Raw genomic sequence first — 20,158 nt, 5'->3', positions numbered from 1 at the left:
AGAGTTGGGGTTCAGCTCGATTCGAGTCTGGCGCCCGACGCTGGTAGTGTTTCTCCTCGCGCGCCGCTAGCTCAACAGGCAGAGCAGCTGACTCTTAATCAGCGGGTTGGGGGTTCGATTCCCTCGCGGCGCACCAGAGCACACAGAACAGGCCGGTCCCCTGGACCGGGCGGTTCTGTCTTGCTACGGGTCTACATGCTGGTGAGTCTCACCGCGGGACGGCTCAGAACATCTCGCCGTTGGTCGTGCTGGCGGCGCCCGTGCCCGCGGTCGCCCGGGGACGCTCGTGGTAGGCGTCGCAGCGTTCGCAGACCTGCTAGCGCTCGTGGGTCTCCGGGTTCTCGCGCTCGTCCCAGCGGTGGATCCCCAGCCGGCAGCGCAGCGGCTTCGTGGTGGTCGTCAGGGCGGTCTCCTCGGAGTGGGTGGTGGCGACGAGGGCGCTCCTGAGCGCGAACGCGTGGAGCAGCAGCCCGCCCGCATGACGCAGCTGCTGGAGGGAGGTCATGCCGTAGAGCTCCGCGTAGAGCTCGCGGGCGTAGCGGGCCCGCTGCGGAGCGGGGAGGACGGCGACGGCCAGCCCCACCAGGCGGCCCGCCGTGCGGGTCGGACGGGTCGGGGTCACGCGGGTCGCACCCCGCCGAGCTGTCGGCGCTGGTGCGGCCGGTGCACGCGCTCGAGGGCCGCGCGGGCCGACTCGGCGCCCAGGGCGGTCAGCCGGTAGTAGCGGCGCGCCGGGCGGCCCTCGCGGCGGGGGTCGATGTCGCTCGCTAGGTAGAGATGGCACGAGCACAGGGCCTGCTCGCCGACCTCTTCGGGGGACTTCGACAGGCTCAGGAAGGGTCCCCGGCCTCTTCGAGGAGCCAGGAAGCGTCCCCTCGGCTCCACGGCGCAAGCACTGCCGACAGACGACGGACGGGCCCGGTCACCGAGGTGACCGGGCCCGTCGTGGGTCCTGAGGGAGGGTGGCTCCCCTACTTCACGCCACCGGCGGTGAGGCCGGCGACGATGCGGCGCTGGAAGAGCAGCACCGCGACGAGGAGCGGAACCGTCACGATCACACCGGCGGCCATGATCGTGCCGTACGGGGTGTCGAAGCCGGTCGTCCCGGTGAACTTGCTGATCGCCACGGTGGCGGTCTGCTTGTCCGCGGCCTGCAGGAACGTGAGCGCGAGCAGGTACTCGTTCCACGCACCGATGAACACGATGATCGCCGTGGTGAACACGCCGGGCGCCGCGAGCGGCAGGATCACCTTGCGGAAGGCCACCCCCGGGGTGCAGCCGTCGACCATCGCGGCCTGCTCCAGCTCCACGGGGAGCTGCTTGAAGAAGGCGGTCAGGTTCCACACCGCCAGCGGCAGCCCGAAGCTCAGGTACGGGACGATGACGGCCTGGTAGGTGTCCACCCACCGCGGGAACCACTCGAACGGCTCCGTGGAGGAGAACATCTTCAGCAGAGGCGGGATCAGGATGATGACGGGGAACATCGAGCAGGCCATGATCACCCAGAGCACGAGGCCCTTGCCCTTGAACGTCAGCCGAGCCAGCGCGTACGCCGCCACAATGCCGAACAGCAGGGTGAGCACGGTCGTCGCCCCCGACACGATGAGCGAGTTGATCAGCGAGCGCCCGAAGTTGTTCTGCCCGGCGAAGACGCCCTTGAAGTTCTCCACCGAGATCGGGTCGGGGATGAACTGCGTGCTGCGGCCCTGGCTCGGGTCGCGCAGCGAGGAGACGACCATCCAGTAGAACGGGATGATGCAGTAGAGGACGATGAGCGCCATCCCGACGTAGGACGCGACCATCCCGATCTTGGCCTTCGGGCTCTGCTTCTCCCGGGCCAGCTCGGCGACCTCGGCCTGCGACAGGTGCGACTGCGCGGTCGGGGGCGTGGTCGTGGTGGCCATCAGTGAGCCCCTCCCGCCATCTCTAGCCCGGGCGCCCCGGCGGCACCCGCCTTCTTCTTGTCCTTCTTCTTCTTCGGCATCCCGGTGTCACCGATGACGTCGGCCCCGAGGACCTTCACGAAGACGAAGGCCACGAGCAGGACGTAGATGAACAGCACGATCGCGTACGCCGCGGCCGGGCCGTACCTGGTCTGCGTCGCCTCCAGGTAGGAGAAGATCGACAGCGTCTCGACGCGGTACTTGCCCGCGCCGATCATGCCGAAGGGCAGGTCGAACATGCGCAGCGTGTCGAGGGTGCGGAAGAGCACCGCGACGACGAGCGTCGGCTTGACCAGGGGCAGCGTGATGCGGGTGAACTGCTGCCAGGTCGTGGCCCCGTCCACCTTGGCGGCCTCGTAGACCTCGGCCGGGATGGTCTGGAGGCCGGCGAGGGTCAGCAGCCCGATGAAGGGCGCCGTCTTCCACGTGTCAGCGATGACGACGGCCCAGAACGAGGAGCCGGTGTCGGCGAGCCAGAGGACCTGTCGACCGAGGACCCGGTTCATGATGCCGTCGGCGTCGAAGATCAGCTTCCACATCAGCGCCGAGACGATGGTGGGGATGGCCCACGGGACGAGGATGCCGGCGCGCACGATCCCGCGGCCCTTGAAGGCCTTCGACATGATCAGGGCCATCGCCACGCCGAGGATCGTCTCGAGGACGATGCAGACGACGGTGAAGGCCGTGGTGTTCCAGAAGGCGTTCCAGAACCGGTCGACCGTCCCCCACGACCCGGCGACCGGGTTGTCGCCGGCGAAGATCGCGGTGAAGTTGCCCAGGCCGACGAACCGCTCGCCGCCGGCGACCATGCCGGTGACGGGGTCGACCCCGTTGTTGGTGGCGAAGAAGGACTCGCGGATCGAGATGATGACCGGGATCCCGGCGACGACGAGGATGACGAGCAGGGTGGGCGCCAGCAGGATCCAGGCGAGACGGCCCTGCCCGTCGCTGAGCGCGTTCTTCCTGCTCTTGCGGCCGTCGCCGGAGGCGGCGGGAGCGCTACGTGTTTCCACCGTGGCAGTGGCCATGCGGTGACCTCCTAGGAGACGAGCCCGCGAGTCCCCGGCGCGCAGCGCGCCGGGGACCCGATGGGCGAGACCGATCGTTACTTGATCAGCGTCTGCAGCTTGGTCTGCAGGCCCTGGAGGGCGGTGGTGGAGTCGGCCGTCTGGCCGTTGGCCCCCGCCTGCAGCGCGCCGTACGCGGCGTCCTGGATCGCCAGGGTCACGTCGCCGTACTCGACGGCCTTGGGTCGCGGGATCGCGGTCTGGATCGACTTGAGCTGGGTCGGCATGAAGGGGAACTTCTTGACCAGGTCGGAGTCGGTGTAGAGCTTCTCGATCGTCGGCGACTGCGAGGTGGCCAGCGTGTTCGACTTCTGGACCTCCTCCGAGCTCATGAACTTGAGGAAGTCGACGGCGGTGCCCTTGTTCTCGGCGTTCGCCGCGATGGCGAAGTTGTGGCCACCGAGGCTCGAGACGCCCGGCCCGGAGATGCCCGGGAGCGGCGCGACATCGAACTTGCCCTTGACGACGCTGTCCTTGTCGGTCTGGGCGAGGTTGTACACGTAGCCCCAATTGCGGTGGAAGATCAGCTGACCGGCCTCGAACGCCTGACGGCCGTTCTCCTCCTGCCAGGTGATGGCCGCCTTGGGGATGTCGCCGTTCTTGAACCAGTCGGCGAGGGTCTGCAGGCCCTTGGCCGCCTCGGGCGTCGCCACGTTCGGCTTGCCGTCGTCACCGACGATGACGCCGCCGGCGCTGTGCACGGCCTCGTCGAAGTTCACCGTGAGGCCCTCGTACTTGTTGTACTGGCCGGCGTAGCAGTCGAGCTTGGAGTTGTTCTCGCCCTTCTTGATGGTGTCGCAGGCGGTCTTCATCTCGTCGAACGTCGTCGGCGGCTGCAGGTTGTACTTGTCGAGCAGGTCCTTGCGGTAGTACAGGAGGCCGCCGTCGGAGGTCGACGGGTAGGCGTACAGCTTGTTGAAGTACGTCGCACCGGCGACGGCGGACTGCAGGAAGCCCTCGGTGGGGAACTGGTCGGTCGGCAGCGGCACGACGTAGCCCTTGGCCGCGAACTCCGACGTCCACACCACGTCCATGCTGATGACGGCCATGGCCGGGTTCTTGATCTGGGTGTTCTGGATCATCTGCTGACGCTGCTGGTCGGCGTTGTCCGGGAGCTCGTGGAAGGTGACCTTGCCGTTGGGGTGCTGCGCGTTGAACTGCGCGATCAGCTTCGGCAGGTTGCCCGACGTGTCCTTGCCGTTCCAGAGCTCGATGTCGCCCTGCTTGGTGAAGTCGACGGCGGGGGCGGAGGAGCCGGTGCCGGAGCCCGAGTCGGAGCTGCTGCCACCGCAGGCGGCGGCCACGAGCAGCGCGCTGAGGGAGACAGCAGCAACCGCGACGCGGCGCCCTGAGCGAACGAAACGCATAAAGGCCTCACTTCATTGTGTCGAAGACGCACCTGTTCCGGGGTGCTGTCGGGCCACACTAGGGGCTGAGAACGCCCTGGGCGCAACCTGTCACAACGATTTGGCAAAGATCGTTATCAACGCGGTAACACGCTTTCGCGCCTTCTGGGAAGCGCTCGACGACCGGGTGCAGGCCTTAATCCATTAAGAGATGTGGAGCGTCGTCAAGGCGTGAGCGAGGTCCGGCCGGCAGCCGCAGGACGGCCGGGCCGAGGGGTCAGCGGCGACCGCGGTTGAGCAGCGAACGCAGCACCAGCACGACGGTCAGCGTGCCCGCGGCGACGGAGGCCAGGGTGATGACGTGGTCGGTGCGCAGGTCGCCGCGGGAGTTGAACACGTAGGCGCGGGCGTCGTCCTTGCGCGTCTGGATCGCGGCACGCAGCCGGTCCACCGTGCGCTGCTTGATGCGCGTGGGGTGCACCTCGTCGATGAGGCCGGAGACCGAGGCCGCCAACCGCTCGCGCGTGGCGCCGAGGTCGGCCTCGATCTGGGACTTCGTCCGACCGGTGAGGCTGGGCTCGTTGGCCTGGGTCGACACCTGTCCTCCTGCTCCTCGCGCGGGCTCCCGACGGTGCCGGGGGCGGTCCGACGAAGCCTAGTGGTTGTGGCCACCTCCTCGCTGCCGACCGCGGACCGCACGAGACGCGGGCCCGGGGGCGGGCACTAGAGTCGCGCCCGTGACCCGACTGGACGCCGGTGCGACCGCCCCCGCCTTCACCCTGCCCGACGCCGACGGACGGTCGGTGTCGCTGGCCGACTACGCCGGCAAGCGCGTGATCGTCTACTTCTACCCGGCGGCGCTCACCCCGGGCTGCACCACGCAGGCCGTCGACTTCACCGCGGCCATCAACGACCTCGGCGCCGCCGGCTACGACGTGATCGGCATCTCCCCCGACGAGCAGGCCAAGCTCGCGCAGTTCCGCGAGCGGCAGTCGGTCGCCTTCCCGCTGCTCTCGGACCCGGCCAAGGAGGTCCTGACCGCGTACGGGGCCTTCGGGGAGAAGCTGCTCTACGGCAAGCTCGTCGAGGGCGTCATCCGCTCGACGTTCGTGGTCGACGTGGACGCCAAGGGCGAGGGGACCGTCGCGGTCGCGCAGTACAACGTGCGCGCGTCCGGCCACGTGGACAAGCTCAAGCGCGAGCTCGGCGTCCCCGCCGGCGCCTAGGAGGCTCCTGCGCCCCGGGTTACGCTCGGGCGCCGGCCGGAGTGGTGGAACTGGCAGACACGCAGGATTTAGGTTCCTGTGCCCGCAGGGCGTGAGGGTTCGAGTCCCTTCTCCGGCACGCGCCGCACGTAGGTGACGAAGGCGAACGCGGGCACCCCGTCCTCCGCCGCGTACGCCTCGCGGCCGCTCTCGCGCCACATCTCGGCCTCGACAGCGGGCAGACGTACCGCACCCTCGGGCTCGACGTCGACCTCGGTGAGCTCGAGACGGTCGAGCCGGTCCCAGGTGGCGGAGTAGACCTCCCCTCCCCCGGCGACCCAGACGGTCCCGACCTCCTGCTCGGCCTCGCGCCCGGCGGCGACCAGCAGTGCCTCGTCGATCGTCGGCGCCACCAGCACGCCCTCCCCGCGCCACCTCCGGTCGCGGGTCACGACCACCGTCGTGCGGTCGGGCAGCGGCCGGCCGATCGAGTCGTAGGTCTTGCGACCCATGACGAGGGTGTGCCCGGTCGTCAGCCGCTTGAACCGCCGCCAGTCCGCCGGCACCCGCCACGGGATGTCGCCGTCGGCCCCGATGACCCCGTTGCGGGCGACGGCGGCGATGCCCACGAGCTCGGGGCCGCGCGAGGGGCTCATACGGCGATCGGGGCCTTGATGCCCGGGTGCGGGTCGTAGCCCTCCAGCCTGATGTCGTCGAGGGTGAAGCCGTCGATGTCGTGCACGTCGGGGTTCAGCACGAGCCGGGGCAGCGGCCGCGGCTCGCGGGTGAGCTGCAGCCGCGCCTGGTCGAGGTGGTTGAGGTAGAGGTGGGCGTCGCCGAGGACGTGCACGAAGTCGCCGACCTCGAGCCCGCAGACCTGCGCGACGAGGTGGGTCAGGAGCGCGTACGAGGCGATGTTGAAGGGCACGCCGAGGAACACGTCGCCCGAGCGCTGGTAGAGCTGGCAGGACAGCCGCCCCTCGGCGACGTAGAACTGGAACAGCGTGTGGCAGGGCGGCAGGGCCATCTCGTCGAGCTGGCCGACGTTCCAGGCGTTGACGAGGTGGCGCCGCGAGTCGGGGCTGGCCTTGATCGAGCGGATGACCTCCGCGACCTGGTCGACGTGGCGTCCGTCCGGCGTGGGCCAGGAGCGCCACTGCACGCCGTAGACCGGTCCGAGCTCGCCGTCGGTGTCGGCCCACTCGTCCCAGATCGAGACGCCGTTCTCGTGCAGCCAGGCGACGTTGGAGTCGCCGCGCAGGAACCACAGCAGCTCGGCGAACACCGACCGGGTGTGCACCTTCTTGGTGGTGAGCAGCGGGAAGCCCTCGCGCAGGTCGAAGCGCATCTGGTGGCCGAACGTGCTGAGCGTGCCGGTCCCGGTCCGGTCCGACTTCTCCACACCGTCCTCGAGGACGTGGCGGACGAGGTCGAGGTAGGTCTTCACTGCGGCTCCTTCGTCAGCTCCTCGAGCAGCACCGGCACCATCGCACGGACCGCCTGGCCGCGGTGGCTGATCCGGTCCTTGGCCGCCGCGTCGAGCTGGCCGTTGCTGACCTCCTGCCCGTCGGCGACGAACAGCGGGTCGTAGCCGAAGCCGTGCTCGCCGGCCGCGGCCCGGAGGAGCCGCCCCGTCATCCGGCCGGTCGTCGTGTGCTCGCGGCCGTCGGGCAGCACCAGGGCCACGGCGGCCTCGAAGGACGCCGTGCGGTCGGGGTCCTCGACGTCGTCGAGCTGCGCGAGCAGCAGGGCGTTGTTCGTCGCGTCCGTCGCGTCCGGACCCGACCAGCGGGCCGAGCGGACGCCGGGCATCCCGTTCAGCACGTCGACGGCGATGCCCGAGTCGTCCGCCAGCGCCGGCAGCCCGGTCGCCGCCACGCAGGCCCGGGCCTTGAGCAGGGCGTTGCCGACGAACGTCCGCTCCGTCTCGGCCGGCTCCGGGTACCGCGGCAGGTCGCCGAGCCCGAGCACCGTCACGTCCGCACCCGCCTCGGCGACGAGGCGGCGGAGCTCGACGAGCTTGTGGGCGTTGTTCGTCGCGAGCACGACCGTCCGGCCCGGACCGGTCGCGGTCACGACGCGAGCGCGGCGCGCTGCAGCTCGGTCAGCCGGGCCGTGCCGGCGACGCCGAGGTCGAGCAGCGTGTCCATCATCGCGCGGTCGAAGGGTGCCCCCTCGGCCGTGCCCTGGACCTCGATGAAGCGACCGGTGCCGTCGGTGACGACGTTGAGGTCGACCTCGGCCACGGAGTCCTCGGAGTAGGCGAGGTCGAGCATCGGGGTCTCCCCCACCACCCCGACCGAGACCGCGGCGACGGAGCCGGTCAGCGGCTCGCCGTTGAGCGCGTTGCGGTCGCGCAGCCAGCTGACGGCATCGGCCAGCGCGACGTACGCGCCCGTGATGGAGGCCGTGCGGGTGCCGCCGTCGGCCTGGAGGACGTCGCAGTCGAGGACGATCGTGTTCTCGCCGAGGGCGGCGTAGTCGATCACCGCGCGCAGGCTGCGGCCGATGAGCCGGCTGATCTCGTGCGTGCGCCCGCCGATGCGGCCCTTGACCGACTCGCGGTCGTTGCGGGTGTTCGTCGCGCGAGGCAGCATCGCGTACTCGCTGGTCACCCAGCCGAGCCCGGAGCCCTTGCGCCAGCGCGGCACGCCCTGGGTCACGCTGGCCGCGACGAGGACGCGCGTGCTGCCGAACTCGACGAGCACCGAGCCCTCGGCCTGCTCCAGCCAGCCGCGGGTGATCGTGACCTCGCGGAGGTCGTCGGGACTGCGGCCGTCGGCGCGGGTGGTCATGGTCCCTGAGCCTAGGTGCGACCTCTGACACCGGCGTCAGACGACCATCCAGAGGAGGGCGAGGAGCAGCAGGACGGCGACCACGGCGACGAGCACGACGCCCACGACGAGGAGTGCCAGCCAGACACCGCGACTGCGGTGGAGCAGCAGCCGCCGCACGGGGACGCGACCTCGGGTCTCGATGGCACCGACCACGACCTCCGGCTCGGCCTCGAGGACGAAGAGCGGCAGCACCAGCTCGGTGCCGTAGCGCCGGCGGCGCAGGCCGTCCGCCCAGCCGGAGCCCTTGAGTCCTCGGTCAGGCGTCGAACCCAGCCGGACACCCGGTCGCGGCAGCACGGCGGCGACGAGCTTCGGTCGCCCGATCGGCCAGGCTGGTCTCAGCGGACCGACCTCGACCACCTCGACGTCGCTCCACGGAACGGCTGGGCAGCCCGGGAGCGTGAGACCGAGCTCGTCGATCCGCAGCGCGACCGGGTGTGCCGCGGATGCGCGAGCGGCGACGGCGAGGAGGAGCAGGAGGCCGAGGCTGAGGACGAGGAAGACGACCGCGACCGCCGGCGGCAGCAGGCCCGCCCACCACGCCAGCGCGACCACGCCCGCCACCACGGCGGGCAACACGAGCAGGCGGCGCACGCGGGAGCGCGACCAGCGGGTCTCGAAGGCCTCCAGATCGACGTCCACGGCAGGAGTCTGGGCCAGACCACAGGTCAGCGGGGCGAGATCGTGTGCACCGCGTCGGTCTCGGCGAGCGACGTGGGGCCCGAGAAGTGCGGGGCCGCTTCGGCGAGGACGCGCTGCGGGTCGTGCCACGGCGGGATGTGCGTGACCACCAGCGAACCCACCCCCGCGGTCTGCGCGGCCGCCGCGGCCTGGCGCCCCGTCAGGTGCACGCCCGTGGGCAGGTCGGGTCCGTCCAGGAAGGCGGCCTCGGCCAGCAGCAGGTCGACCCCGCCGCCGTCCTCGCCGCGGGCCAGCTCGACGAGCGTGTCGCACGGCCCGGTGTCGCCGGAGTAGACGAGCGACGCGCCTCTCGCGGCCTCGGTGACGCGGACGGCGTACGCCTCGACCGGGTGGTCGACCGGGGCGACCGCGACGCGGAACGGCCCGAGGAGCTGCTCGTCGCGCCAGGGCCGGTGGTCGAACCAGTCCGCGATCGAGATGCCGCCCTCGGGCGCCGCGCCGACGCGCGGCTCGACGTCGTACGCCCGGGCGAAGCGCTCCGGCGCGCCCGCGGGGGCCAGGACGGGGACCCGCGGCCACGGCGCCGTCGGCGAGTACCGGGCGGCGACGTAGGCCGCGCACAGGTCGAGGCAGTGGTCGGGGTGCAGGTGGCTGAAGGCGTACGCGTCGACGGTGCGCGGGTCGAGGTGCCGGTGCAGGGCGCCGAACGCGCCCGGGCCGAGGTCGAGCACGAGGCTGAACGTGCGCCCCTCGTACGGCGCCTGCACCAGGTAGCAGGACGCGGGCGAGGCCGGCCCGGAGACCGAGCCGCTGCAGCCGACCACCGTCAGCCTCATCGACGGCACCGCCTCACCGAGGTCGCCGCATCAGACGAACTGCTCGACGTCGGTGACGAGACCGTTGAGGAGCCGGGCGCCGAGCCGCTCGAAGGCCTCCGGGTTGCCCGTGGTGAGGAAGCGGTGGCTGCTCGGCCGGGGCTCGTCGTGCGTGAGGCCGCGCCGGGTGAGCTCGACGTAGACGGCCTTGGCGCCCTCGTCGGCGCTCGACACGAGCGTGACCTCGTCGCCGAGGACCATGGAGATGACGCCGGTCAGCAGCGGGTAGTGGGTGCACCCGAGGATCAGCGTGTCGACGCCGTCACGTCCCACGCCGCCCTCGCCCCGCAGCGGCGCCAGGTACTCCTCGGCGGCGGCGAGGAGCTCCGGCCCGCCGGTGATTCCCGCCTCGACGAAGGGCACGAAGGACGGGCAGGCCACGGTCGTGAGGTCGATGCGCGGCGCGGCCGCGAAGGCGTCGTCGTACGCCTGCGAGGTGGCCGTCGCCTCGGTGCAGATGACCCCGACGCGGCCGTTGCGCGTAGCGGCGGCCGCCCGCCGGGCCGCCGGCGAGATCACCTCGACGACGGGCACGGAGTAGCGCTCGCGCGCGTCGCGCAGGACCGCGGCGCTGGCGGCGTTGCAGGCGATCACGAGGGCCTTCACGCCCTGAGCGACGAGGTGGTCGAGGCATTCGAGCGCATACTCGCGCACCTGAGCGATCGGCTGGTCCCCGTAGGGGCACCGGGCCGTGTCGCCCAGGTAGACGATGTCCTCGTACGGCAGCAGGTCGGTCACCGCGCGGGCCACGAGGAGCCCGCCGAAGCCGGAGTCGAAGATCCCGATCGGCGCCTGTGTCCCGACCCCTGCTGCCACGTCGACCGATCCTAGGGGGCGGGCCTCAGCTGGTCGGGAAGGCGAGCTCGAGGTTGATGTCGTCGGGGTCCTGGATCGACAGGATCACCATCGAGCCGATGTCGGTGATCTCGCCGTGCGGCACGCCGTCGGCGTCCAGGCGCTCGACGGCCTTGTCCAGGTCGCTGCGGGACTCCACCTGGATGCCGACGTGGTCGAGGCCGACACGCGTCGAGGAGAAGCGGTCGCCCGGCTCCGCGACGGGGCGGAGCCCGAGGATCTGGTCGCCGACGGCGAACACGCAGCCGCCGTAGAACTGCTCCTGGCTCTCCTTCACCCCCGGCTCGTCGACGTGGTCCGACTGGTCGATGACCGGCTCGCTGCCGAGCAGGGTCGTGTAGAACGCCTTGGAGCGGGCGATGTCGGTGACGGTCAGGCGGACGTGGTGGAGACCGGTGGGGCTTACCGCCTCGGCGGGGTGCTGGCTCATGGGGCCATCCTGCCCTGTTCCGTAGCGTCTGACGTGCGCGAACGGGTCGCGCACGACAAGTCTTGGCCTACGCCCAGACCTGGGTGTCGAGGAAGTCCTCGGTGGTGTCGAGGTCGGTGTTGTAGGCCCCGGTCGACAGGTACTTCCACCCGGCGTCGCAGATGATGAAGGCGATGTCGGCAGGTTCTCCCGCCTTGACCGAGCGGGTGGCCTGCGCCATCGCGGCGTGCACGATCGCGCCGGTCGACAGGCCCGCGAAGATCCCCTCGCGCTCGAGCAGCTCACGGACCCGTCGCACCGAGTCGCGCGCACCCACCGAGAAGCGGCGGTCGACGAGGCTGGCGTCGTACAGCTCGGGCACGAAGCCCTCGTCGAGGTTGCGCAGGCCGTAGACGAGCTCGCCGTAGCGGGGCTCGGCCGCGATGATCTGCACGTCCGGCTTGTGCTCGCGGAAGAAGCGGCCCATGCCCATCAACGTGCCCGTGGTGCCCAGGCCGGCGACGACGTGCGTGACCGTGGGCAGGTCGGCGAGGATCTCGGGCCCGGTGGTGAGGTAGTGCGCCTCGGAGTTCGCCGGGTTGCCGTACTGGTAGAGCATCACCCAGTCGGGGTGGTCCGCCGCGACCTCCTTGGCCACGCGGACGGCCTCGTTCGAGCCGCCGGCGGCCGGGGAGGACACGATCTCCGCGCCCCACATCGCCAGGATCTGCTTGCGCTCGATCGAGGTGTTCTCGGGCATGACGCAGACCATGCGGTAGCCGCGCACCTTGGCGGCCATCGCCAGCGAGATGCCGGTGTTGCCGCTGGTCGGCTCGAGGATGGTCGAGCCGGGCCGGAGGCGGCCGTCGGCCTCGGCGGCCCTGATCATCGCCAGAGCCGCACGGTCCTTGATCGAACCGGTCGGGTTGCGGTCCTCGAGCTTGGCCCAGAGCCGCACGTCCTCGCTCGGCGAGAGCGACGGCAGCCCGACCAGCGGGGTGCCGCCGACCGAGTCCTCGAGGGAGGCGAAGCGGGTCAGAGCGAGCCGCCCGCGACGGCGGGGAGGACGACGACGACGTCGCCGTCGGCGACGGGGGCCGAGAGGCCACCGGAGAAGCGGACGTCCTCGTCGTTGACGTAGACGTTGACGAAGCGGCGCAGCGCGGTGCTGTCGGCCTTCTCGTCGACGATCCGCGCCCGCAGGCCGGGGTGCCGGCCCTCGACGTCGTCGAACAACTCGGCGAGGGTGGTCCCCTGCCCCGAGACGGCCTTCTCGCCGCCCGTGTAGGTCCGCAGGATCGTCGGGATCCGCACCTCTACCGCCATGTCCTGCTCACTTCCACTCGCGTACTGGTCCGTGCTGGCCCTGCCCCGGGTCGAACGCGACCCGCGGACGCCCTATTCCGTCTCGCCCTGCGCGTCGGGCGCCGGGAGGACCTCGATCTCCTCCTCGGTGACCACGCCCTCGAGGATCCGGAAGGAGCGGACCGACACCGGCCCGGGCTCACGGCCGGACTCCGCGGTCGAGACCAGGACGTAGTGCGCCTGCGGCTCCGCGGCGTACGAGACGTCGGTGCGTGACGGGTAGGCCTCGGTCGCGGTGTGGGAGTGGTAGACGACCACGATCTCCTCGTCGGCGGCCCACATCTGCTTGCTGATCTCGAGCTGCTCGCTCGGGTCGAAGCGGAAGAAGGTCGGCGAGCGGTCCGCGTTGATCATGGGCACGAGGCGCAGCGGCGTGTCCGAGCCCTCGGGTCCCGCGATGACGCCGCACGCCTCGTCCGGGTGGTCCGCGCGCGCGTGGGCGACCATCCCGTCGACGAGGTCCTGGCTGATCCGGAGCACGCGGTCACCCTAGGTCGAGCGCTCGCCAGGGGCTGTCGTGCTCCGACGGCTGAGACCTCGTGACCGACAGCGCTGCACTTTCTAGCGCCAGCGCGAGGCCTGACGTAGGTTCGAGCCCGACCGTGAGGCGTCCTGCGCGACTGGCGCTAGGAAGTGCAGTGGTCAGGCCGAGGGCTCCCAGCCGAGCAGCGGGCCGAGGCGGGTCGCCATGTCGGTGAGGATCTGGACGTAGTCCTCCGGCTCGAAGGTGAAGGGCAGCGCGAAGGCGACCTCGTCGACCTCGCGGAAGGCCGCGTGCGCGGCCAGCTGCTCGGCGAGCTCCTCGGAGGTGCCGACCAGGTCGGGCGCGAAGAGCAGCCGGCCCGGGCCCTGCGGCTCGCGGGTGCGCTCGAGCCGCGCGTCGGCGTACGCGGTGTAGCGCTCGCGCTGCTCGCGGGTCGTGCTGTCGGTCGGGAGCACGACGAGCCCCTGGGAGACCCGTGCCGCCTCGCCCGCCGGGTGCGCGGCGCGGTAGGCCCGCACCTGCTCGGCCTGCAGGGCGCCGAAGTCGTACGCCTCGCCCTCGGGCAGCGATTCGTCGACCTTGAGCACGCTCGAGGTGAGGAAGTTCATCGCGTGCTCGCCGGCCCACCGCGCCGAGCGGAAGCTGGCGCCGCCGTACCAGAGGCGCTCGCGCAGCCCCGGAGACTGCGGCTGGACGCGGTCGGAGAAGACCTCGATCCCCCGGGTGCCCGTGAACGTGCTCGCGCGCTCGCCGGAGACGAAGCCGAGCAGCCGCTCGACGCGGCCGTAGCCGAAGTCCTCGACCTCGGCGGTGTCGGGGTAGAGGGAGGCCTTGACGTCGTCCCAGGCCATCGGCGGCCCCACGCTGATGCCCGGGTTGAGCCGGCCGCCGCTGAGGACGTCGACCGTGGCCAGGTCCTCGGCCAGGCGCAGCGGGTTCTCCCAGCCGAGCGGGATGACGGCCGTGCCGAGGTCGATCCGCGAGGTGCGCTGGGAGGCCGCCGCGAGCACGGCGACCGGCGAGGAGATGCCGTGCTGCAGGTGCCGGTCCCGCAGCCACGCGCTGTCGAACCCCAGCCGCTCGCCGAGCTCGATCATCTCGAGGGTGAAGGCGTGGCCGGGGCCGGGGTCGGCGGGGTCGAAGAGGCCGATCGTGAGGAAGCCGAGCCGTCGCAGCGGCCGCCCCGTGTCCTGTCCAGCCATGCCCCGCACGCTATCCGCCGCCCCTGGCCGCGCGCATCGCCCGGGCCTACTGTGAGCCGCGTGAGCCGCCTGTGGAGCTGGCTGCGCGGCAGTGGTGCCGTGCTGACCGACGCGGTCGCGCGCCCCGAGCCGGTGGTCGAGGACCGCACCCGGCTGCGCCGGGCCGCCGCCGAGGCGGTCATCCTTCAGGACCGGGCCGAGGCCGTCCTCGGCGAGATCCGCCGTCACGGCCACCTCGGCCTGATCGCGCCGCGGGGCGGCCCGCTGGTCCGCCGCTTCTTCAGCCTCCGCAACGAGCTGCCCTCCCGCTGCGCGCACCCTGACGACGAGCGCCTGCGCCACGTCCTCGACGTCGGCCTGCACAGCCACGCGCTGGTGCTCTCGATGGCGATGGACCTGCTCGCCCACGAGGGCCGCTCGCCCCGGCTCGCGGACGCCGTCGGGCGCATCGAGGGTCTCGGCGTGGCCGCGACCGCGCTCGACGCGGCGTACGCCGAGCTGGCGCAGGGCCCGCTCCCCCACTCGCTCGCGACCTGACCCCGAGGAGCCGACCGTGACCGTCTGGACCTGCCGCACCTGCGCCGTCGAGCGGCCGGACACGCCCGAGCCGCCCGCGACCTGCGCGATCTGCAGCGACGACCGGCAGTACGTCCGCCCCTCCGGGCAGCGCTGGACCACCCTCGCCGAGCTCGCGGCCGAGGGGCGCAGCGGTCGCCTCGAGGAGGTCGAACCCGGCCTGCTCGGGATCCGCGTCGAGCCGTCGGTCGGGATCGGGCAGCGGGCGCTCCTCGTGCGGACCGGGGCGGGCAACCTGCTCTGGGACCCGAACGGCTACGTCGACGACGACCTCGAGGCGGCGGTGCGCGGCGCCGGCGGGGTCGCCGCGGTCGCGTCGAGCCACCCGCACATGTTCGGCGCGCAGGTCGACTGGGCGCGACGCTTCGACGCGCCGGTGTGGGTCCAGGAGCGGGACCGCGGCTGGGTCCAGCGCGAGGACGAGCGCGTGCAGGGCTGGGGCGAGACGCACGAGGTGCTGCCGGGCGTGACGTTGCACCGCGTCGGCGGGCACTTCCCGGGCAGCGCGGTCGCCCGGTTCACCGGCGCGGACGGCGGGACCGTGCTGCTCACCGGCGACACCGTCGCCGGTACGCCGGACGAGCACTGGGTGTCCTTCATGCGCAGCTATCCCAACCAGGTGCCGCTGTCGGCCGCCGTCGTCCGCAGGGTCGCCGACCGGGTGCTGGCGCTGGGGCCCGAGCGGCTCTACGACAACTTCGGGGGCTGCGTCCGGGCCGACGCCTCGACGTGGGTCGCCCGCTCGGCCGAGCGCTACGTGGCCTGGGTCCGCGGGGACTTCGACCATCTCACCGGGACCTGACCGGTCCTCAGCAGGTCTGCGGCGCGTCCACGACCTCCGGGCAGTAGAGGACGTCGCCGTCCGCCGTCCGCGCGACCAGGGCCGGACCGTCGCGGTCCTCCTGCGGGAGGTGCAGGGTGGTGCCGCGCTCGAGGACGGTCGCCGTCCCGTCGGCCCAGGGCAGCTGCGAGACCCGCAGCCCGTCCGGGTTGGGCATCGAGGTGACGGAGCACCCGACCATGCCGACCTGCTCGCCGGCGGTGGTGCGCTCCTCGGTGCGCCAGAGGCTCTGCCCCCGCCACGCGACCACGTCGCCGTAGTCGTCCGTCGCGTCGCTGGTGCCGGGCAGGAGCGCCGGGCACGCGGCGTCGACGACGACCGGGGCCCGCCGCTGCCGCACGTACGAGACCGTGGAGGCGACGATCACGGCGACCGTCAAGACCAGCACGAGCACGACCAGCACCCGTCCCCTCATGGCTCCATCCTGCGCCGAACCGTCACCTCGACGCCACCTGCGGTTCACCGCGCCGCCCTAGGTTCGCGCCTCGTGACCCGTCGCCCCCTCCTCCTCGGAACGCTCGTCGCCGGCCTGGCCCTGACCGCCACCGCGACCGCCGTCCCCGCCGCCTCGGCCAAGCCGGCCCCCGCCCCCGGCCCCCGCCCGTCGACCTCGCTCTCCCTGCGCGTCTACACCGAGCGCGTGGCCGCGATCGGCACCGTCGGCGGCGTGCAGGTCCGGGGCGACGGCTACGGCTCGGCGGTCGTGCCCGTGCCCGGCCACAAGGACCAGGTGTACGGCCTGACCGACCGCGGCCCGAACGTCGACGGCCCCGACGACAGCAAGATCGAGCCGAGCCCCGGCTTCGTGCCCTCGATCGGGAAGTTCACGCTCAAGAAGGACGGCAGCGCCAGGCTCGTCAAGCGGATCGAGCTGCGGGCCAAGGACGGCACGCCGTACAACGGGCAGGTCAACACCCAGGCCGGCACCGGCGAGACGATAACCGACCTCGACGGCAAGGTCCTGCCGGCGTCTCCGTACGGCTACGACTCCGAGGGCCTGGTGGCGCTGAAGGACGGGACCTTCTGGGTGTCCGACGAGTACGGCCCGTTCATCACGCACTTCAGCAGGAAGGGGCGCGCGATCGAGCGGCTCTCGCCGTTCGACGGCTCGCTGCCCCGCGAGCTCGCGCTGCGGACGCCGAACCGCGGCATGGAGGGCCTGACGATCACGCCGGACGGGAAGACGCTCGTCGGGATCATGCAGTCGGCGCTGACCCAGGCCGACGCCGGCAAGCCGAAGTCCGTCGCGGTCACCCGGATCGTCACCGTGGACCTGAGGACGAAGGTGAGCCGCGAGTACGCCTACGTGCTCGACAACCCGAAGGCGCTCGGCACGGCGGTCAGCGAGATCGCCGCGCTGTCGGCCACGCGCTTCGTCGTCGACGAGCGTGACGGCGAGTTCGGGCCGGGCGCGGTCAAGAAGCTCTACGAGGTCGACCTGAGCGGGGCGACCGACGTCGGTCCGGGCACCACGGCCGGCCCGTACAGCGCGACGACCGGGGTGTCCCTGGGTGGCCTCAGCCTCGAGTCCGTGGCCGGCACCGGCGACAGCGCCTCCGCGACGAGCGCGCTGACCACCGCGGGCGTGACGCCGGTGAGCAAGAAGCTCTACCTCGACCTCGGCGCCCTCACCAACGCCGCCGCGCCCGGCGGCACCTTCTTCGACCACGACAAGATCGAGGGCGTCGCGGTGCTCGACGGCGGCCGCCGGATCATCGTGTCCAACGACAGCGACTTCGGCATCGGCGACAGCGCGGGCGACGCCGCCCCCTTCGGCCTCGTCGCCAAGACGCGCCCGGACGGTTCGGTCGACGACGGCCAGTTCCTGGTCATCGACCGGCACTGAGCCGCGGGGCCGCCAGCGCCCTTCGACGAGCTCAGGGGTCGTGGCCGGGACACCTCCCCGGCCACGGCCCCTGCTGCTCCCCGCCGCTGGGGCGCCCTTCGAAGAGCTCAGGGGTCGTGGTCCGGTAGCCGCGCACCGACCCAGCCACGATCCCTGAGCCTGTCGAAGGGCCGCCATCTACGGTGGCTGGGAGCGAGGACGGGAGGACCACCGTGGGCGACTACCGGGTCGGGCTCGAGGGGATCGACACCGAGGTCGTCGACGCCGAGCTCGAGACGACGGGAACGTGGCCGGCGTGGCTGGGCGGCACGCTCGTGCGCAACGGCCCCGGCCGCTTCACCGCGCAGCCCGGCGGTCGCGGGCAGCCGGCACGCCACTGGTTCGACGGGCTGGCGCTGCTCCAGCGCTTCACGGTCCGCGACGGCCGGGTCTCCTACGCCCGTCGCTACGTGCGCAGCCCGGCCTGGCGGGCGGCGACGGAGACCGGGGCGTTCGGGTTCGCCGAGGTCGGCACCACCCCGCCCCGGTCGTGGCCCGCGCGGCTGGCGCGCTTCGGCCGGCCGCCCGAGACCGGGACGAACGCCGTGGTCAACGTGCTGCGCCTCGGCGGGCGCCACGTGGCCGTGACCGAGACCCCGGACGCGATCCCGTACGACCCGTTCACGCTCGAGACCACCGACGTCCTGCGCTACGACGACGACCTGCCCGGCGACTGGTGCTGCGCGCACCCGCACCACGAGCAGGCCCGCGGTCTGCTGACCGGCCTGACCCTGCAGTACGGGCGGCGCAGCAGCTACCACGTGTACGAGCTCGACGACGACAGCCTGCAGCGCCGCCTGGTCGCCAGCGTGCCGACCGAGCACCCGTCGTACATGCACTCGTTCGCGATGACCGCGCGGTTCGTCGTGCTGCTCGAGTACCCGCTGCTGGCGAACACCCTGTCGCTGCTCGTCGGCCGCTCGCTCGTCGACAGCCACGACTGGCGGCCCGAACGCGGGACCCGGTTCACCGTGGTGGAGCGCGTCACCGGCTCGGTCGTCTGCCGCAGCGTGGTCCCCGCCTTCTTCTGCTACCACCAGGTCAACGCCTTCGAGTCCGACGGCGCCCTGCTGGTGGACCTGCCGTCGGTCCCTGGTGAGCAGGCGATGCACCAGTTCGACCTCGACGCCCTCCGCGGGCCCGGCCCGCGGACGCCGGCGGGCGAGCTGCGCCGCTACCGGGTGCCTCTGGACGGCGGGCCGGTGACGTGGCGCCTGCTGAGCCGCACGCCGTTCGAGTTCCCGGCGATCGCGTACGTCCAGCGCTCGGGCCTGCCCTACCGCCACGTCTACGGCGTCGGGACGCCGGACACCCTGACGACCTCGTTCTCCGACCGGCTGGTGAAGGTCGACGTCGAGGACGGCAGCAGCCGGACCTGGACGGCCGAGGGCTGCTGGCCCGGTGAGCCGGTCCTGGTCGACGACCCCTCGAGCACCGCCGAGGACGCCGGCGTCGTCCTCTCCCTCGTGCTCGACTCGGTCGCACGGCGGTCGTTCCTGCTCGCGCTCGACGCCGACACGTTCACCGAGGTCGCCCGGGCGGAGGTTCCGGACGCGCTGCCCCTGGGCTTCCACGGGCAGTGGTACGACGACGCTCCCTGAGCCTGTCGAAGGGCCACGAAGTGGTCGGCGTCGTTGCTGCATGAGAAAGCCGACCCGTTCCGGGCACTTCGACAAGCTCAGGGAGCGTTCTCGGGTTCGCCCTTCGACAGGCTCAGGGAGCGTCCTGAGGGCCTGCGTCCTGGGCGGCGAGCCGGTCGAGGAGGAGGCGCAGGGGTGACCAGCGCTCGCGGCCGAGGCGGGTGACCGCGTACGCGGTGAGCAGGACGGGCGGGTCCCGCAGCTCGAGCAGGCTCACCCCCGCGCGCGGCCGGCTCGCCGCGGGCAGCAGGGCGAGCCCCTGCCCGGCCAGGACCAGGTCCTCGACGAGCTCGAGGCTGTCGATCCGGTGGCGCACCCGCGGGGTGAAGCCGGCGAGCGCCCCGAGGGTGCGCAGCACGTCCTCGTCGGCGGTGTTGCGGGAGTTGACGATCCAGTCCCGGTCGGCCCACCTCGCGAACCCCACGCTCGCGTCAGGCAGGTCGGGAGCGGCCGGCACCGCCAGCGACCAGGCCGCCGTCCACAGCGGGCTCGCCGACATCGTCGGCGGCAGCGCCACGGGCGCCAGGTTGTGGTCGTAGGTCAGGGCCAGGTCGAGGTCGTCCTCGGCCAGGAGCGCGAGCGCCTCGGCCGGCTCGTACTCGCTGATCAGCACCTCGACCGCCGGGTGGGTCCGCTCGAGCTCGGCGACGACCGGCAGCAGCGACGTGCGGATCCCGGTGGAGAAGCCCCCGACGCGCAGCGTCCCGGCGGGCTCGGCGGCGGGGTCGAGGTCGACGCGGGCGGCGTCGGCCGCGGCCAGGATCGTCACCGCGTGGTCGGCCAGCCGGCGCCCGGCCGGCGTGAGGCGCACCCTCCGGCCGTCGGGCTCGACGAGCGACGTGCCGACCTCGCGGGCCAGCGCCGCGACCTGCTGCGAGACGGTCGAAGTCGTCAGGCCGTGGGTGTCGGCGACCGCGCGCATCGACCCGAGCCGCGACAGCTCGACGAGCAGGTGCAGGCGACGCAGGTCCACGTCACGCATTGTC

General features: G+C 72.1%; 25 protein-coding genes and 2 tRNA genes. 7 read left to right on the top strand and 20 right to left on the bottom strand.

Annotated features, from left to right (window positions below; translation table 11 throughout):
* Window positions 1-60 precede the first annotated feature (60 nt).
* Window positions 61-136: transfer RNA gene (locus BLU42_RS02600), tRNA-Lys, on the top strand.
* A gap of 180 nt (window positions 137-316) precedes the next feature.
* On the opposite strand, the gene BLU42_RS02595 is transcribed toward BLU42_RS02600, so the two are convergent.
* The 6 genes from BLU42_RS02595 to BLU42_RS02570 all read right to left on the bottom strand — a co-directional run bounded on the left by BLU42_RS02595 (window position 317) and on the right by BLU42_RS02570 (window position 4,954).
* A complete protein-coding gene (locus BLU42_RS02595) occupies window positions 317-622 on the bottom strand; it encodes a hypothetical protein (protein WP_091073136.1) in 306 nt (101 codons plus the stop codon).
* Window positions 619-885, bottom strand: coding sequence for a hypothetical protein (locus BLU42_RS02590; RefSeq protein ID WP_091073135.1), 267 nt, complete (start codon window positions 883-885; stop codon window positions 619-621). Before BLU42_RS02590 ends, BLU42_RS02595 begins: the two co-directional genes overlap by 4 nt.
* Before the next feature lie 86 nt (window positions 886-971).
* Complete coding sequence (locus BLU42_RS02585; RefSeq protein ID WP_407940263.1) at window positions 972-1,781, bottom strand: carbohydrate ABC transporter permease; 810 nt, start codon at window positions 1,779-1,781, stop codon at window positions 972-974.
* A gap of 122 nt (window positions 1,782-1,903) precedes the next feature.
* Window positions 1,904-2,971: a carbohydrate ABC transporter permease gene (locus BLU42_RS02580; protein ID WP_091073134.1), complete on the bottom strand. Its 1,068-nt coding sequence runs from the start codon at window positions 2,969-2,971 to the stop codon at window positions 1,904-1,906.
* Window positions 2,972-3,048: 77 nt separating this feature from the next.
* Window positions 3,049-4,314, bottom strand: coding sequence for an ABC transporter substrate-binding protein (locus BLU42_RS02575; RefSeq protein ID WP_197680586.1), 1,266 nt, complete (start codon window positions 4,312-4,314; stop codon window positions 3,049-3,051).
* Window positions 4,315-4,633: 319 nt separating this feature from the next.
* Entirely contained in the window at window positions 4,634-4,954 is a 321-nt protein-coding gene (locus BLU42_RS02570; protein ID WP_091073132.1) for a DUF3618 domain-containing protein, read from the bottom strand.
* A gap of 139 nt (window positions 4,955-5,093) precedes the next feature.
* Between BLU42_RS02570 and bcp the strand changes: the two genes are divergently transcribed.
* Window positions 5,094-5,582, top strand: coding sequence for a thioredoxin-dependent thiol peroxidase (gene bcp, locus BLU42_RS02565; protein ID WP_091073131.1), 489 nt, complete (start codon window positions 5,094-5,096; stop codon window positions 5,580-5,582).
* A gap of 35 nt (window positions 5,583-5,617) precedes the next feature.
* A tRNA-Leu gene (locus BLU42_RS02560) sits at window positions 5,618-5,700 on the top strand.
* Here BLU42_RS02560 and BLU42_RS02555 read toward each other — a convergent pair.
* The 12 genes from BLU42_RS02555 to BLU42_RS02500 form a co-directional block, all read right to left on the bottom strand.
* Window positions 5,651-6,217 (bottom strand): dihydrofolate reductase, encoded by a 567-nt coding sequence (locus tag BLU42_RS02555; protein ID WP_091079143.1) that lies wholly within the window; start codon window positions 6,215-6,217, stop codon window positions 5,651-5,653. The genes BLU42_RS02560 and BLU42_RS02555 overlap by 50 nt on opposite strands.
* Window positions 6,214-7,008, bottom strand: coding sequence for a thymidylate synthase (locus tag BLU42_RS02550; RefSeq protein WP_091073130.1), 795 nt, complete (start codon window positions 7,006-7,008; stop codon window positions 6,214-6,216). The genes BLU42_RS02555 and BLU42_RS02550 overlap by 4 nt, the downstream gene beginning before the upstream one ends.
* Window positions 7,005-7,637, bottom strand: a complete 633-nt coding sequence (gene rdgB, locus BLU42_RS02545) for an RdgB/HAM1 family non-canonical purine NTP pyrophosphatase (protein WP_091073129.1) — start codon at window positions 7,635-7,637, stop codon at window positions 7,005-7,007. Before rdgB ends, BLU42_RS02550 begins: the two co-directional genes overlap by 4 nt.
* The gene (rph, locus tag BLU42_RS02540; RefSeq protein ID WP_091073128.1) at window positions 7,634-8,356 is read right to left on the bottom strand and encodes a ribonuclease PH; all 723 of its coding nucleotides are present in this window, start codon (window positions 8,354-8,356) and stop codon (window positions 7,634-7,636) included. Before rph ends, rdgB begins: the two co-directional genes overlap by 4 nt.
* A 36-nt stretch (window positions 8,357-8,392) precedes the next feature.
* Window positions 8,393-9,040, bottom strand: coding sequence for a hypothetical protein (locus BLU42_RS02535; protein ID WP_091073127.1), 648 nt, complete (start codon window positions 9,038-9,040; stop codon window positions 8,393-8,395).
* Window positions 9,041-9,066: 26 nt separating this feature from the next.
* Window positions 9,067-9,876, bottom strand: coding sequence for an MBL fold metallo-hydrolase (locus tag BLU42_RS02530; RefSeq protein WP_091079140.1), 810 nt, complete (start codon window positions 9,874-9,876; stop codon window positions 9,067-9,069).
* Window positions 9,877-9,906: 30 nt separating this feature from the next.
* Entirely contained in the window at window positions 9,907-10,731 is an 825-nt protein-coding gene (gene murI / locus BLU42_RS02525) for a glutamate racemase (RefSeq protein WP_091073126.1), read from the bottom strand.
* Window positions 10,732-10,756: 25 nt separating this feature from the next.
* Window positions 10,757-11,200, bottom strand: coding sequence for a VOC family protein (locus BLU42_RS02520; protein WP_091073125.1), 444 nt, complete (start codon window positions 11,198-11,200; stop codon window positions 10,757-10,759).
* Between the two features lie 67 nt (window positions 11,201-11,267).
* The gene (locus BLU42_RS02515; RefSeq protein WP_091073124.1) at window positions 11,268-12,218 is read right to left on the bottom strand and encodes a PLP-dependent cysteine synthase family protein; all 951 of its coding nucleotides are present in this window, start codon (window positions 12,216-12,218) and stop codon (window positions 11,268-11,270) included.
* Window positions 12,215-12,505: a MoaD/ThiS family protein gene (locus BLU42_RS02510; protein WP_091073123.1), complete on the bottom strand. Its 291-nt coding sequence runs from the start codon at window positions 12,503-12,505 to the stop codon at window positions 12,215-12,217. The genes BLU42_RS02515 and BLU42_RS02510 overlap by 4 nt, the downstream gene beginning before the upstream one ends.
* 72 nt (window positions 12,506-12,577) lie before the next feature.
* Complete coding sequence (locus tag BLU42_RS02505; protein ID WP_091073122.1) at window positions 12,578-13,024, bottom strand: Mov34/MPN/PAD-1 family protein; 447 nt, start codon at window positions 13,022-13,024, stop codon at window positions 12,578-12,580.
* 162 nt (window positions 13,025-13,186) lie between these two features.
* Window positions 13,187-14,230, bottom strand: a complete 1,044-nt coding sequence (locus BLU42_RS02500; protein ID WP_091073121.1) for an LLM class flavin-dependent oxidoreductase — start codon at window positions 14,228-14,230, stop codon at window positions 13,187-13,189.
* 60 nt (window positions 14,231-14,290) lie between these two features.
* Between BLU42_RS02500 and BLU42_RS02495 the strand changes: the two genes are divergently transcribed.
* Entirely contained in the window at window positions 14,291-14,767 is a 477-nt protein-coding gene (locus BLU42_RS02495) for a hypothetical protein (RefSeq protein WP_157719731.1), read from the top strand.
* Window positions 14,768-14,783: 16 nt separating this feature from the next.
* Entirely contained in the window at window positions 14,784-15,608 is an 825-nt protein-coding gene (locus BLU42_RS02490) for an MBL fold metallo-hydrolase (protein ID WP_091073119.1), read from the top strand.
* A 7-nt stretch (window positions 15,609-15,615) separates the two neighbouring features.
* On the opposite strand, the gene BLU42_RS20805 is transcribed toward BLU42_RS02490, so the two are convergent.
* Window positions 15,616-16,062: a hypothetical protein gene (locus BLU42_RS20805; RefSeq protein WP_172825714.1), complete on the bottom strand. Its 447-nt coding sequence runs from the start codon at window positions 16,060-16,062 to the stop codon at window positions 15,616-15,618.
* A gap of 72 nt (window positions 16,063-16,134) precedes the next feature.
* Here BLU42_RS20805 and BLU42_RS02485 point away from each other — a divergent pair, with 72 nt between their 5' ends.
* Entirely contained in the window at window positions 16,135-17,493 is a 1,359-nt protein-coding gene (locus BLU42_RS02485) for an esterase-like activity of phytase family protein (protein ID WP_197680585.1), read from the top strand.
* A gap of 212 nt (window positions 17,494-17,705) precedes the next feature.
* Window positions 17,706-19,133, top strand: a complete 1,428-nt coding sequence (locus BLU42_RS02480; RefSeq protein ID WP_157719730.1) for a carotenoid oxygenase family protein — start codon at window positions 17,706-17,708, stop codon at window positions 19,131-19,133.
* Window positions 19,134-19,245: 112 nt separating this feature from the next.
* Here BLU42_RS02480 and BLU42_RS02475 read toward each other — a convergent pair whose 3' ends face one another.
* Window positions 19,246-20,145, bottom strand: coding sequence for a LysR family transcriptional regulator (locus BLU42_RS02475; protein WP_091073117.1), 900 nt, complete (start codon window positions 20,143-20,145; stop codon window positions 19,246-19,248).
* Between the last annotated feature and the right edge of the window lie 13 nt (window positions 20,146-20,158).

This window comes from Microlunatus sagamiharensis, from assembly GCF_900105785.1.
Classification (GTDB): Bacteria; Actinomycetota; Actinomycetes; order Propionibacteriales; family Propionibacteriaceae; genus Microlunatus; species Microlunatus sagamiharensis.
Note: the sequence above shows the minus strand (reverse complement) of the source record. Positions and strands in the feature narration are given on the sequence as shown.

Excerpts from the sequence above, each read along its gene's own strand:
- BLU42_RS02585 (WP_407940263.1), bottom strand. The coding sequence starts at position 1,781 with ATGGCGCTCATCGTCCTCTACTGCATCATCCCGTTCTACTGGATGGTC.
- BLU42_RS02580 (WP_091073134.1), bottom strand. The coding sequence starts at position 2,971 with ATGGCCACTGCCACGGTGGAAACACGTAGCGCTCCCGCCGCCTCCGGC.
- BLU42_RS02555 (WP_091079143.1), bottom strand. The coding sequence starts at position 6,217 with ATGAGCCCCTCGCGCGGCCCCGAGCTCGTGGGCATCGCCGCCGTCGCC.
- rph (WP_091073128.1), bottom strand. The coding sequence starts at position 8,356 with ATGACCACCCGCGCCGACGGCCGCAGTCCCGACGACCTCCGCGAGGTC.
- BLU42_RS02530 (WP_091079140.1), bottom strand. The coding sequence starts at position 9,876 with ATGAGGCTGACGGTGGTCGGCTGCAGCGGCTCGGTCTCCGGGCCGGCC.
- BLU42_RS02520 (WP_091073125.1), bottom strand. The coding sequence starts at position 11,200 with ATGAGCCAGCACCCCGCCGAGGCGGTAAGCCCCACCGGTCTCCACCAC.
- BLU42_RS02510 (WP_091073123.1), bottom strand. The coding sequence starts at position 12,505 with ATGGCGGTAGAGGTGCGGATCCCGACGATCCTGCGGACCTACACGGGC.
- BLU42_RS02500 (WP_091073121.1), bottom strand. The coding sequence starts at position 14,230 with ATGGCTGGACAGGACACGGGGCGGCCGCTGCGACGGCTCGGCTTCCTC.
- BLU42_RS20805 (WP_172825714.1), bottom strand. The coding sequence starts at position 16,062 with ATGAGGGGACGGGTGCTGGTCGTGCTCGTGCTGGTCTTGACGGTCGCC.